This is a genomic window from Romboutsia timonensis (assembly GCF_900106845.1).
Taxonomy (GTDB): Bacteria; Bacillota; Clostridia; order Peptostreptococcales; family Peptostreptococcaceae; genus Romboutsia; species Romboutsia timonensis.
On sequence record NZ_LT629850.1, the window covers coordinates 697,858 to 710,951 of the forward strand.

A 13,094-nucleotide genomic window follows, 5' to 3' on the forward strand; every position below is an offset into this window, starting at 1 on the left:
CTTAATGAACAGTTTTAATATAATGTGAAATTAATAATATACAATAAAAAAAATGATAGTTTATATATCATAAATTATGATATAATATAACTATCAATAAAAAATTAGAGAGTATATTCTAGTCGTGTAGAGTGTATTCTCCTAACTTATATTAATAATATAATATTTTTTGCTATTGATTTCTAAATTAAATTTAGAAGTCTCTAGCTTAAAGCTAAAAGTACTCTTAGTCGTGTTTGAGTGCTTTTTTGCTTTATATAAATCAAGTAAAAATTTTACTATGTAATATATTGTTGCAATTTCCATACTTTCCACCTCCTTTCACTAGAAAGTAGGTGATTGTCTTTTGATAAGTTAAGTATGAATGCACTCAAAGAATATATTCAATTTTTATTTAGAATTTTATTATATCATATATTTATTAATATATTATGAACAATTTATAGCAAATTAGAAAAATAACCATACTTTATAATTCAAATCATTAAAAATACTAGGTATGGTTATTTTATGCCATTATTATCACGAAGTAAGCTAACATAGTCATAATAGAAAATACTTATGTGTAAGAGTTTACACAAGAGGGAATACATGAGATAATGAAAAAGTAATAAATGAAAAATTAGAAGGACTAAATAAGAGTATAAGTATTAAGTTAATAAAGCAAATTTGTATGTTTAGGTAAGTAAAATTTTGCTAAAACACTGCTCAAAAATATAATCCTGAGAAATAGATACATAAACAAAATATAATTAAATTTTATTAATAAGGAATTAATATAGGAGATTATGATGTATTTTACATATATAATAAGATGCAAAGATGATTCACTATATACTGGGTATACAACAGATATAGTTAGAAGAATGAAAGAACATGAAAGTGGTATAAATTGCAAATATAGCAGGGTAAAGGGGTTTAAAAGATTAGAAACTTACTTTATAGCTGATAGTAAAAGCAATGCTATGAAGCTTGAATATTATATAAAAAGACTAAATAGGAACAAGAAGTTATGGATTATTAAAAATCCAAAGGAGTTTTTAGAAACATTGGAAAATAAAGAATGTTATAAACTTCCACATAATGAATAAAAGGAGCATCTATTTTATAAAAAATAATAGATGCTCCTTTTTCTTAATATGATTTTATAATATATTAAAAACTGTTGATAATTTTTCTATCAATAGGTTTTAAAAAATAAAAAATAATATATTTAGCAATAGATATATTCAAAGTAAATTTTAAGTTAATACTAGTTTTTATAGGGTACTTNACTATTAACAGATGGTATAATAGGTGGAGTTGGAGCAGTAGTTGGATTTGTTCCATTAGTTATGGTATTAATGTTTATGTTATCATTAGTAGAAGACAGTGGATTTATGGCTCGTATAGCTTTAATATTTGATCCATTATTTAGAAAAGTTGGATTATCAGGAAAGTCTATAATACCTATGATAGTAGGATATGGATGTTCAATCCCTGGAATTATGGCAACTAGAACTATAAAAGATGAAAAGCAGCGTAGACTTACAGCAATGCTTACACCATTTGTTCCTTGTGGGGCTAAAATACCTATAATAGCATTATTTACAGCAGCATTTTTCCCAGAACAAGGATATATGTTCCCACTTACTTATATTGTAGCTTTTACAGTTATAATATGTGTGGGATTAATATTAAAGAAAGTAACTGGAGCAGATAATATAAAAAATTACTTTATAATAGAATTACCACAGTATCGTATACCTAGCATAAAAAGAGCATTCTTTAAAATGTTAGAAACAGGTAAAGACTTTATAACAAGAGCAGGTACTATTATAATAGTTTGTAATACAGTAGTATTTATAATGTCATCATTTAACTTTAAATTACAATTAGTAGAAGATGCAGTAAATACTTCAATATTAGCTAATGTAGCTACACCATTTGCATTTTTACTTATACCAGTAGGAATAGGTGTATGGCAACTTGCAGCAGCAGCTATAACAGGATTTATAGCTAAAGAAGAAGTTGTTGGAACATTAGCAGTAGTTTATTCAATGGGAGCTGCTATAAATTCAGATTTTGAATTAGTTAATGCTATGACTGTACAAGAAACTATGGGAATAACAGCAGTTTCTGCACTTGCATTTATGTTCTTTAACTTATTTACACCACCTTGTTTTGCAGCAATAGGTGCTATGAAATCAGAAATGAAATCTAACAAGTGGTTGCTAAAATCAGTATTACTTCAATTAAGTGTAGGATATATTGTTGCTATGATAACTTATCAAGTTGGGACTATATTAGTATATAAAGAGTTAGCTCAAGGATTTATACCAGCAGTTATAATATTAGCTTTAGCAGTATTTTATGTAGTATATAAGATAAAATCTAATAAGGTTAGTGAAAGTGAAAAGAAAGTATCAAAAGTACAAGTACAATAATATATTAAAGGAGATTAGTTATGGGAAATTTAATAGTAATTATTGTAGTAGCTTTTATATTATTTTTAGCTATTAGACCTATAATTAAACATAATAAGAATAAGGGAAGTTCTGATTATGGATGTTATAAGTGCTCAGGTTCTTCTAGTTGTAAAGGTTGTAATAAATAGTTTATAAATAAAAGATAGATTTATATAAATAAAATTATAAAAAATATTACTGGAAAATTTAACTTTCAGTAATATTTTTTTATGTACAATGAAATTATGAGATAAAATTTTTATTATAATGCTTAAATATACGTAATAACAATAACTTTATAAAAGTAAAAAATATTTTTTAGCAACGGACGTATCTATAGCTTGAACAAGGATATATAGTTAGTGAAATGAAGTGTTTTAATGACACGTTGATCAACCAAAGCGAATTTTTTGTAAAAATAATGATAAAATGTAATATCATTGATATAATAAAACTATAGCGATTAGAAAGGGGTATAATTTTGGAAAATTCAAAGATAAAAGGTTTAAAGCCATTAGTAGAAACAGATTTCGTAAGTTTATACGATGTAGAATATAAAAATAAAAAAGGTCAGGAAAAGCACTGGATGGTATCATCTAGAAAAAGTAAAGAAGAACTAGAAAAAGTATATTTAGAAAATAATGAAGATAAAATTGATGCAGTAGTAATATGTGCACTTCATAAAGCAGAAAATAAATTAGTACTTATAAATCAATATAGAGTACCTATAAACAAATACATATACGAGTTACCAGCAGGACTTGTTGATAACAATGAAGATATTGAGACTTCTGTAAGAAGAGAATTAAAAGAAGAAACAGGACTTGATTTAATAAGTATAAACAAAATAAACAGTAAAGATAAGTTATATTTATCTCCAGGTATGACAGATGAATCTGTGGCATTTGTATATTGTTTATGTGATGGAGAGATAACTGATAAATATCAAGAAGATGATGAAGATATAAAAGCAATGTTAATATCAAAAGAAGAATCTAAAAATATCTTAGAAAATGAAGATAGTATAGATATAAAAGCATATTTAATGCTTCAAATATTTGAAAAACTAGGTGAAAGTCTATTTATATAAAAGAATTTGTCCAAAAGTTATGCTATGTTAGTTAACTTTGTGATTTATTATGTATAATATAATCAAAGTTCGCAATTGTTATATAATGCGAAGTAGGTTCCTACCTGATAATATCTATATTAGAATTTTGGGGGAGATTGGAAAGATGGCTAAAAATAGAAAGATTTTACGTGGCTTTATATTAACTGTATTGTTAATTTGTACAGCGTTTTAGTATATTCAATTGTAAAAAATCCGTTTAGGAAACATGATATAATGCTTGCTCTAGCTATTACAGTAGGTTTTATTGCACTAGGAGCTGATAAATTTTAATTTATATAGCAGACTTAATGAACAGTTTTAATATAATGTGAAATTAATAATATACAATAAAAAAAATGATAGTTTATATATCATAAATTATGATATAATATAACTATCAATAAAAAATTAGAGAGTATATTCTAGTCGTGTAGAGTGTATTCTCCTAACTTATATTAATAATATAATATTTTTTGCTATTGATTTCTAAATTAAATTTAGAAGTCTCTAGCTTAAAGCTAAAAGTACTCTTAGTCGTGTTTGAGTGCTTTTTTGCTTTATATAAATCAAGTAAAAATTTTACTATGTAATATATTGTTGCAATTTCCATACTTTCCACCTCCTTTCACTAGAAAGTAGGTGATTGTCTTTTGATAAGTTAAGTATGAATGCACTCAAAGAATATATTCAATTTTTATTTAGAATTTTATTATATCATATATTTATTAATATATTATGAACAATTTATAGCAAATTAGAAAAATAACCATACTTTATAATTCAAATCATTAAAAATACTAGGTATGGTTATTTTATGCCATTATTATCACGAAGTAAGCTAACATAGTCATAATAGAAAATACTTATGTGTAAGAGTTTACACAAGAGGGAATACATGAGATAATGAAAAAGTAATAAATGAAAAATTAGAAGGACTAAATAAGAGTATAAGTATTAAGTTAATAAAGCAAATTTGTATGTTTAGGTAAGTAAAATTTTGCTAAAACACTGCTCAAAAATATAATCCTGAGAAATAGATACATAAACAAAATATAATTAAATTTTATTAATAAGGAATTAATATAGGAGATTATGATGTATTTTACATATATAATAAGATGCAAAGATGATTCACTATATACTGGGTATACAACAGATATAGTTAGAAGAATGAAAGAACATGAAAGTGGTATAAATTGCAAATATAGCAGGGTAAAGGGGTTTAAAAGATTAGAAACTTACTTTATAGCTGATAGTAAAAGCAATGCTATGAAGCTTGAATATTATATAAAAAGACTAAATAGGAACAAGAAGTTATGGATTATTAAAAATCCAAAGGAGTTTTTAGAAACATTGGAAAATAAAGAATGTTATAAACTTCCACATAATGAATAAAAGGAGCATCTATTTTATAAAAAATAATAGATGCTCCTTTTTCTTAATATGATTTTATAATATATTAAAAACTGTTGATAATTTTTCTATCAATAGGTTTTAAAAAATAAAAAATAATATATTTAGCAATAGATATATTCAAAGTAAATTTTAAGTTAATACTAGTTTTTATAGGGTACTTTTTTAGGTGGTGTATATTTTTCAGTTTTTCCAGTAGGACCCATAGCACCTTTAGGACCAACAGGACCTTGAGGACCCATAGGACCGACAGCACCGGCAGGACCCTGAGGGCCAGTAGGGCCTTGAGGACCCATAGCACCAGCAGGGCCTTGAGGACCAGTAGGACCAGTAGGGCCTTGAGGACCCATAGGACCGATAGCACCGGCAGGACCTTGAGAACCCATAGCACCTATATCACCAGCAGGACCTTGAGGACCCATATCACCCTTAGCACCTTTAACACCAGCAGGACCTTGAGGACCCATGTCACCCTTAGGACCAGCAGGACCTTGAGGACCCATAGGACCCATATCACCTTTAGGACCTTGAGGGCCAGGAGGGCCTTGGATACCTTGAACTGTACCAACATTACATAATGGATTTACATAAGTTTCTTTTCCTAAATCTACATATTGTATAGAAGATAATTTAACATATATAGGTCCTTTTCCAGAGCAAGTTTTACCCATAACAGCACATTGATTTACTTGTTTTATTTTTAATCTTAGTATACAGTCGCTATCTACTAATTTTAAACCAACAACTCTTCCCATGCATTGACATAATATCTGATATATTTGAACGTCACATAAGTTTATAGGATATACAAACATAGATTCCATATCAGGTTTTACGTTGCAATAATCTTTCTTTTTAGTTTTACATGATGGTTTTGAAGTTTGGCAACCACAAATTTTGTCTTTGCTAATATAGTCTTTATGCATAAACAACACTCCATGATAAATATTTTAGTAGTTCATAACTACATACTATAGATATATGATTAAATTGACAAAAAAGAGACACTCTATAATAGATCAAATTATAATGTTACTAAAATACATATTATATTTAACATAAATTTAATGACAAGTTTAATTAGATATGATATATTACACTTACGTACCTAAAATAGTGCGGTTGAATTTAAGTCACTAAATTTTATGGAGGATTTTATGAAGATAGATTGGAATAAAAAGTACACAACTATATCAGTCTATGCATTTTTAGTAATATGTGCTAGCATAATATTTTTTAGTATAATAGGTGAAATTGATGCATTTACTACTAAATTAGGGTGGGTAGTATCTACATTACAACCATTTATAATAGGATTTGTAATGGCATATTTATTCAACTTTATATTAGTATTTTATGAAGAAAAAGTATTAGTATTTGATTTAGTTAAAAATCTAAAGAAAAAATCTAAGAGAGGAATATCTATAGTACTTACATACTTAACAGTATTTTTTATAATTGCTTTATTTATGCAGTTTGTTCTTCCTCAATTAGTAGATAGTATAGCAGGACTTGTTAATGATGTACCTACATATGTGTCAAATGCAACTAAATTAATAGAAGAACTAACTAGAAATTTAGATGCAAACAATGAATATGTAGGAATGGCTATGGAAAAGTGGAACGAAATAGTAACATATACTATAAACGTAGTAACTAATGTACTTCCGATACTTGGAAACGCACTTAAAGTGGTAGCATCAAGTATATGGAATATAGTTTTAGGATTAATTGTATCAATATACTTATTAATAGATAAAGAAAAGTTCTGTGCTTTAAGTAGAAAGATAACTTGTGCATTATTTAATGAAGAACATTCACAAATAGCAATAGATCTTGCTCATAGAACTAATGATACATTTGGTAAATTTTTAAGTGGTAAAATAATAGATTCAGCTATAATAGGTATACTAACATTTATAATACTTACAATATTTAAAATGCCATATACAATACTTATATCTGTTATAATTGGTATAACTAATATAATACCATTTTTCGGACCGTTCTTTGGTGCTATACCATCATTTGTAATAATAATGTTTGTATCACCAGTTAAGGCACTATGGTTCTTACTTATAATACTTATAATACAACAATTAGATGGTAATGTTATAGGACCTAAGATATTAGGAGATTCTATAGGAATATCAGCATTTTGGATATTATTTGCACTTTTAGTGGCAGGAAAAATATTAGGATTAGTTGGTATGATAATAGGTGTTCCTTTATTTGCTATAATATATTCTATAATAAAAGATATAACAGAGTCTAAATTAAGAAAAAAAGGACTTCCAACTGAAACCAGTGAATATATGAAAAATGCTAGAGATTAATCTCTAGCATTTTTTATATACAATAATTACTAAACAACAAAAATATAATCATTATTTACAGGCGATAAACGATAAAAATTGACACGAGTTAAAAAAATATATAAAATTAAAGTAAGGAATATTGGCAGTTTATATAACAAGGAGAGGAAATTATGCGAAACATTAGAGTAATTACAGATAGTGCTTGTGATTTAAGTACAGAACTAGTTAAAAAGTATGGAATTACAGTAATACCTTTAAATATTCACATTGGAGATGAAACGTTTGTTGATAGGAGTGTGAAAAATAGTGAATTTTACAAGAAAATGTCACTATCCAAAGAACTTCCAAAAACTTCGCATCCATCAACAGAAACCTTTTTAGAAAATTATGAAGGTGATGAAGATTTAGTAGTTATAACAGTATCTTCTCAATTATCATCAACATACTATACAGCAAGTTTGGCACAAAATATGTGTGAGCAAAATGATAAAACAAGAAAGATTGCTGTAATAGATTCAGAAGTAGGTTCTATCGGGCAAGGTCAATTAGCAGTTATAGCAGCTAAATTAATAGAAGAGGATAGAAGTTTTGAAGAAATAGTGGATATTTTAGAAAAAATAAAAAAACGAATAATATTTTATGGTGTTTTAGAGAATTTAGATAATGCTATTAAAAGTGAAAGGATAAGTCCATTGACTGGCAAAATAGTAGGTGCATTAAATTTTAATGTAATTATAAATATCGGAAATAATGTTGTTAAACCTACAGGCACAGCTAAAGGTTATGATACTGCACTTGCATCAATTCAAAAATTGGTATTTGATAGAATGGGTGATGTCAGCAAAAAGTCATTATTTATTGGACACGCTAATAATTTACCAAAGGCTATAATTATGAAAAATATTATGACAAAGTATAATGAGTTTGAAAGTGTACACATAGTTGAAGTAGGTGCTTCAATAGGTACTTATACAGGTGAAGGTGCTATTTTAGTTAGTGTTTTATAATAATATAAATTTAAGCTAATGTTTTTGTATAAAACTACCTAGTAAGTTGCTTTATACAAAAACAATATTTAAAAAAAGATTAGTATTCGTGAAATTTAACCAAATACTAATTTTTTTATTTATATGGATATAAACTATAATAGACTAACAATAAATCAACCATTTTTCCATAACTTTTAACACCTTCAGAAACACCATTAGCTTTAAGGTAAGTATTATTAATTTCATTTGAAATATTATCGATCTTTCCTTCGTATCTTTTCCAAAACTCTCTATTATTTCTTAAATCAAACAAAACATCTTCAGATATATTTTTAGATAAAGCAACATAAGCATTATAATCAGCAGAGTAAAGAGCATTAGCTGTATGATTTAAAGCTAAAATATATCCTGAGTACTTAAAGTCTATATCAGGATGATTTATAGAAGCCAAATAAGCTATAAAATTAGCTTCATCTTCACTAGCATAACCTCTTTGATGAGCCATTTCATGCAATGTTGTAGATGGTATATAAATATCAGGTATTGCTACATTTACATTAGCCTCACCCGTAAATGGAAAATAAATACCAGTTATACCTGTATAACACATAAGTTTAGATGACATAACATATTTTGCATTACTATAATTTCCTGATAGATTAGGTAACAAATCTAATATATTTTCATATCCAAGATAAGCTCTATTTATTATTCCTTTATAATCAGTATTAGCTTTCATAACACCATCACTTGACTTAACAAGTTTTCTAGTTTCGTTAGCATTTTCTATTAAGAATTCATATAAATTTGCCAAGTCTTCTTTAGTTTTATCTATACCAGATATAGATTTATTATATTTAAAATTATAATTTTCTATTAAAGTAGTCTCAAGGGGCATCCTATTATAATTTAATCCCCATAAAATTATAAATAAAAAATAAAATATAGATATTATTGATAAAATATTAAGTAAAGAATTTTTTATAAAAACTTTTAATTTATTTGGACTATTTATAATTATGTAAATTGTATAAATAATAAATAAAGCTATAGATATAACTATTAAATACATTGTAATATCATAAATAGAAAATGGAAAAATTCCACTTATATTACTTAAAATTTCAACTATAAATTTATTTATACTAATTGAATAATATTTTTCTATAAAATGAGGATATCTTGATAATACAGTGTTAATAAAAATAGATAATGGAAAAAGTAATAATGATAATAGTTTTAATTTTTTAATCATAAATCACCTCAAAAAAAGTACTATACTTATATTATATAATAATTGCTAAATTATGCTAAATATATTATAGTGATAGAATAAAGTATAAGGGAAAGGAAAAAAATATGAAAGAATTAGTTATAAAACTTACAAGAGATAATTTTAATTTTAGATTTAAACAATATGAGGGAATGTATTTTCATGCTAATATAAATGAAGATAGTGAAGTGATAAAATATAAAATAACAAAGGACAAAGAAGGAATAGAGCTTAAAGAATTTGGTAATACTCATATTAAAGACAATATGCTTTACATTCCACAAATAGAAGCATATATAGACTTAAAAAAAATATAAATTAGTTACCTAAGCAAAGAGGAAATAAAATATATTCATATTGTCTCAGGTAAATTAATTGCTCAAAACTTAAATAATTTATACATCAAAAAAGAGGGTTAAAGCCCTCTCTTATAATACATTAATATATTTTTAGTGTATATCTTATTCTAATTTAATAGTTATATTGAGTAAAGTGAATTTATAACTATCTTATAAATAAAAAACTTATAAATGGTATAGTAATTATAGATAATAAAGCAGAAAGAAATACTAGCTGAGAAGCTAAAGATTCATTAGCCTTATATTTATTAGCCATTATAGCTGCATTAGTGGCAATAGGCATAGAAGTTAAAATAACAGGTATAGATAAAAGTAATTTATCATTTACTATTCCTTTTAAAATAAAGTAAATACAAGCTGGAATAAATAATAATCTAATAAAAACAATTAAATATAATTTTTTATTAAAAAAACATTCCTTTGCAGGAGATTCACAAAGCATAGAACCTATAATTAACATAGAAAGAGGAGTTGTAAGATCTCCTAATAATTCTAAAGTATCATTAATAAATACAGGAAGCTTTATTCTAAATATAAACAATATAAATCCTATTAAAATAGATACTATAACTGGATTTACAAAGGATTTAATAGAAAAATCATAATTTTTATTTCCTCTACATAAAAGGTAAACACCTAAAGTCATAATAAGAAGATTAAAAGGTAAATTAAAAATAGAAGCATAAAATAGAGCATCACTTCCGAATATAGATTGAACAACTGGATACCCCATAAACCCAACATTAGAAAACATAACAGCATATTGATATACACCTATGTCTTTATCAGATTTGAATATAAATTTTAAAGAGTATGCAATAAGATAAGATATTAAGTAAGTTATAAAGGATAGTAAAATTATAATAATTATTTTATTTATAATACTAGGTTCAAAATTTATTTGCATAGAATTTATTATTAATGCTGGTAAAAATATTGAGAGAACAAGATTTGAAAGCTTAGAAGTAAAGCTTTTATCAATTAAATTTCTATATCTGATAAAATATCCAATCGATATTAATATAAATAAAATTAAAACTTGTGTAAAAGTTTTAATAAAGTTCATAGCAATTCCCCCTAGAAAGTTATATATTAAAATATTAATAAATGTAAAAAATGATACCAACATGAATATAAATATATAGTTATTACTAAAATATAGATACTAATATAAATATGTTATATAATTATATGTATAATTAAGTAAAAAAATGTAAAAATAGGGAGTGCAATATGAGTGATATAAAATCTTCTTTAGATAAAATAAAAAATATACCTAAAGATCCTATGATATATCATACAAAAGGAACTTTTTTTGAAAAAATAGGTAAAATAGATAACGCAATAAAAGAATACAAGACAGCAGCAGAATATGATTATGCTAAGTCTCAATATGCTTTAGCTAATATATATTATGATAAAAAGAAATATAGTGAAGCAGAAGAATGGTATTCTAGAGCATATAAAAATGGAATAATAGATGCGGCATTTGATATAGGTAATATGTACTTTAATGTAGAAGCATATGAACACTGTCTTTATTGGTATGAAAAGGCAGCAAAAGAAGGACATTTAAAAGCACAAAATAATATGGGAGTATCTTATTTCAAATTAAGAGAATATAAAAAAGCTGAAAAATGGTTAGTAGAAGCATCAGATTCGAACTTACCTATAGCATGTTTTAATTTAGGTGTACTATACACAGTGTTAAGAGATGAGGAAAGTGCATGCAGATACTATAAAAAAGGATCTACAATGTTAGAGGAAAATTGTAAGTACAACTTAGCAATTATAAATCAAAATAATAAAAATGAAAAAGAGGCAATATCTCTTTATAAATATCTACACAAAATTGGCAATGATAAAGGATGTTTTAATATAGGTCTTATAATGGAGAAAAATAATAACCTAGAAGAAGCAGAAAGATACTATAAAAAAAGTGCAGATCAAGGTCATACAAAATCGCAATATAGATTAGCTTATGTTTATGATAGACAGGAAGAATATGAAGAGGCTATAGAATACTATAAAAAAGCTTGTGATAAAGATCATATGTACTCAAAATTTAGATTAGCAAATTTATACAATAAAGAAAATGAAATTGAAAAAGCTAAAGAATACTATACAATGTGTGTAGAAAGTGGAATGGTTGAAGCTAAAAATAACTTGGCAGGTCTATATTTTGAAGATGAAAATTATGAACAAGCGAAAAATTATTATATGCAAGCTATAGAAAATGGATGTAGAGAATCATTTGAAAACTTAGGCGATTTATATTATAAAACTAATGAGAAAGAAAAAGCATTATCTTTTTATTTAAGAAGAAGTGATAGTGTTAGTTGTCAAATTAAAATTGGTAACATATATGAAGAGTTTGAAAACTATGATGAAGCAATAATATGGTATAAAAAAGCTAGTGAAAGTGGAGATTCAAATTCAAGCTATAAAATAGCTCAGATTTATATGGATTTAGGAGATAACGAAGAAGCAAAGAAATATTTTGAAATAGCAACAAGTAAAAATAATATAAATGCCTATATTTACTTAGGTAAATTATACTTTGATGAAGGTAAGTATGAAGAAGCAAAAAGATATTTTGAAATACCTGCAAATGATGCAAATACATATTCAGAGCATATGTTAGGATTGATATATGATATTCATTATAAAGAATATGACGATGCTAAGTACTGGTATGAAAAATCTAGAAGTAAAAAATGTATAGAATCTATATATAACTTAGGATTATTAAATTTAAGATTAAAAGAATACAACGAAGCTGAAAAATATTTTAAAGAAGGTCTTAGATCTGATGACTCAAGATGTGAGTATATGTTAGCATGGCTATATTACAAAAAGAGCTTAGATATGTATACATCATTAGGAAATAAAGATTATGAAGATAGCAAAGATATATTAAGTAAAATGCCAAATTTAAATATAGATTTACACAAGTCATTAATAGCAAAATTTGAATTAGAAGAAAAAGCAGAAGAAGATGATGAATATGTTCCTATATATATACTACAAATAAATGAGGATATAGATAGCATGTTTGAAGAATGTATAACGGATATGATAATAGATAAATAAAAAAGAAAGCAAAAGCTTTCTTTTTTTATTTACAAGGAAATCATATTATAAATAATGAAGTGTTTAGCTGACACATTTATCAAGCAAAGTA

At 25.6% G+C, this 13,094-nt stretch carries 14 protein-coding genes; 9 read left to right on the forward strand and 5 right to left on the reverse strand.

The features are described 5' to 3' along the window. Positions 1-141: 141 nt before the first annotated feature. A complete protein-coding gene (locus BN7997_RS15550; protein WP_154665236.1) occupies positions 142-306 on the reverse strand; it encodes a hypothetical protein in 165 nt (54 codons plus the stop codon). A 485-nt stretch (positions 307-791) separates the two neighbouring features. Between BN7997_RS15550 and BN7997_RS05980 the strand changes: the two genes are divergently transcribed. From BN7997_RS05980 to BN7997_RS05990, 4 genes are all read left to right on the forward strand, one after another. Beyond that, entirely contained in the window at positions 792-1,091 is a 300-nt protein-coding gene (locus BN7997_RS05980) for a GIY-YIG nuclease family protein (protein WP_083335019.1), read from the forward strand. 201 nt (positions 1,092-1,292) lie between these two features. Further along, positions 1,293-2,426 (forward strand): ferrous iron transporter B, encoded by a 1,134-nt coding sequence (locus tag BN7997_RS05985; RefSeq protein WP_278335262.1) that lies wholly within the window; start codon positions 1,293-1,295, stop codon positions 2,424-2,426. A gap of 20 nt (positions 2,427-2,446) precedes the next feature. Continuing rightward, a complete protein-coding gene (locus BN7997_RS15390; RefSeq protein ID WP_143023178.1) occupies positions 2,447-2,596 on the forward strand; it encodes a FeoB-associated Cys-rich membrane protein in 150 nt (49 codons plus the stop codon). Between the two features lie 332 nt (positions 2,597-2,928). Beyond that, positions 2,929-3,537 (forward strand): NUDIX hydrolase, encoded by a 609-nt coding sequence (locus BN7997_RS05990; RefSeq protein WP_071119943.1) that lies wholly within the window; start codon positions 2,929-2,931, stop codon positions 3,535-3,537. A 466-nt stretch (positions 3,538-4,003) separates the two neighbouring features. On the opposite strand, the gene BN7997_RS15555 is transcribed toward BN7997_RS05990, so the two are convergent. Beyond that, the gene (locus BN7997_RS15555) at positions 4,004-4,168 is read right to left on the reverse strand and encodes a hypothetical protein (RefSeq protein ID WP_154665236.1); all 165 of its coding nucleotides are present in this window, start codon (positions 4,166-4,168) and stop codon (positions 4,004-4,006) included. Between the two features lie 485 nt (positions 4,169-4,653). Here BN7997_RS15555 and BN7997_RS05995 point away from each other — a divergent pair, with 485 nt between their 5' ends. Beyond that, positions 4,654-4,953 (forward strand): GIY-YIG nuclease family protein, encoded by a 300-nt coding sequence (locus BN7997_RS05995; RefSeq protein ID WP_083335019.1) that lies wholly within the window; start codon positions 4,654-4,656, stop codon positions 4,951-4,953. Between the two features lie 161 nt (positions 4,954-5,114). Here the strand turns inward: BN7997_RS05995 and BN7997_RS16290 are convergent, their stop codons facing one another. Beyond that, on the reverse strand, positions 5,115-5,897 hold the full coding sequence (locus BN7997_RS16290; protein WP_071119944.1) for a collagen-like domain-containing protein: 783 nt from the start codon (positions 5,895-5,897) through the stop codon (positions 5,115-5,117). A 231-nt stretch (positions 5,898-6,128) separates the two neighbouring features. On the opposite strand from BN7997_RS16290, the gene BN7997_RS06005 reads away from it, so the two are divergent. Together BN7997_RS06005 and BN7997_RS06010 are read left to right on the forward strand one after the other, a co-directional pair. Next, positions 6,129-7,307 (forward strand): AI-2E family transporter, encoded by a 1,179-nt coding sequence (locus tag BN7997_RS06005; protein ID WP_071119945.1) that lies wholly within the window; start codon positions 6,129-6,131, stop codon positions 7,305-7,307. Positions 7,308-7,459: 152 nt separating this feature from the next. After that, on the forward strand, positions 7,460-8,296 hold the full coding sequence (locus BN7997_RS06010) for a DegV family protein (RefSeq protein WP_071119946.1): 837 nt from the start codon (positions 7,460-7,462) through the stop codon (positions 8,294-8,296). 115 nt (positions 8,297-8,411) lie between these two features. Here the strand turns inward: BN7997_RS06010 and BN7997_RS06015 are convergent, their stop codons facing one another. After that, a complete protein-coding gene (locus tag BN7997_RS06015) occupies positions 8,412-9,533 on the reverse strand; it encodes a DUF3810 domain-containing protein (RefSeq protein ID WP_083335020.1) in 1,122 nt (373 codons plus the stop codon). Between the two features lie 104 nt (positions 9,534-9,637). Between BN7997_RS06015 and BN7997_RS06020 the strand changes: the two genes are divergently transcribed. Further along, positions 9,638-9,868: a hypothetical protein gene (locus BN7997_RS06020; protein ID WP_071119947.1), complete on the forward strand. Its 231-nt coding sequence runs from the start codon at positions 9,638-9,640 to the stop codon at positions 9,866-9,868. Positions 9,869-10,055: 187 nt separating this feature from the next. Here the strand turns inward: BN7997_RS06020 and BN7997_RS06025 are convergent, their stop codons facing one another. Continuing rightward, positions 10,056-10,976, reverse strand: coding sequence for an AEC family transporter (locus BN7997_RS06025; RefSeq protein ID WP_071119948.1), 921 nt, complete (start codon positions 10,974-10,976; stop codon positions 10,056-10,058). 167 nt (positions 10,977-11,143) lie between these two features. Between BN7997_RS06025 and BN7997_RS06030 the strand changes: the two genes are divergently transcribed. Beyond that, on the forward strand, positions 11,144-13,003 hold the full coding sequence (locus BN7997_RS06030; protein WP_071119949.1) for a tetratricopeptide repeat protein: 1,860 nt from the start codon (positions 11,144-11,146) through the stop codon (positions 13,001-13,003). Positions 13,004-13,094: the final 91 nt, after the last annotated feature.

Bases quoted from the DNA above. Each gene is read 5' to 3' on its own strand.
- BN7997_RS15550 (WP_154665236.1), bottom strand. From the start codon at position 306: ATGGAAATTGCAACAATATATTACATAGTAAAATTTTTACTTGATTTA.
- BN7997_RS05980 (WP_083335019.1), top strand. From the start codon at position 792: ATGTATTTTACATATATAATAAGATGCAAAGATGATTCACTATATACT.
- BN7997_RS15390 (WP_143023178.1), top strand. From the start codon at position 2,447: ATGGGAAATTTAATAGTAATTATTGTAGTAGCTTTTATATTATTTTTA.
- BN7997_RS15555 (WP_154665236.1), bottom strand. From the start codon at position 4,168: ATGGAAATTGCAACAATATATTACATAGTAAAATTTTTACTTGATTTA.
- BN7997_RS05995 (WP_083335019.1), top strand. From the start codon at position 4,654: ATGTATTTTACATATATAATAAGATGCAAAGATGATTCACTATATACT.
- BN7997_RS16290 (WP_071119944.1), bottom strand. From the start codon at position 5,897: ATGCATAAAGACTATATTAGCAAAGACAAAATTTGTGGTTGCCAAACT.
- BN7997_RS06005 (WP_071119945.1), top strand. From the start codon at position 6,129: ATGAAGATAGATTGGAATAAAAAGTACACAACTATATCAGTCTATGCA.
- BN7997_RS06010 (WP_071119946.1), top strand. From the start codon at position 7,460: ATGCGAAACATTAGAGTAATTACAGATAGTGCTTGTGATTTAAGTACA.
- BN7997_RS06015 (WP_083335020.1), bottom strand. From the start codon at position 9,533: ATGATTAAAAAATTAAAACTATTATCATTATTACTTTTTCCATTATCT.
- BN7997_RS06020 (WP_071119947.1), top strand. From the start codon at position 9,638: ATGAAAGAATTAGTTATAAAACTTACAAGAGATAATTTTAATTTTAGA.
- BN7997_RS06025 (WP_071119948.1), bottom strand. From the start codon at position 10,976: ATGAACTTTATTAAAACTTTTACACAAGTTTTAATTTTATTTATATTA.
- BN7997_RS06030 (WP_071119949.1), top strand. From the start codon at position 11,144: ATGAGTGATATAAAATCTTCTTTAGATAAAATAAAAAATATACCTAAA.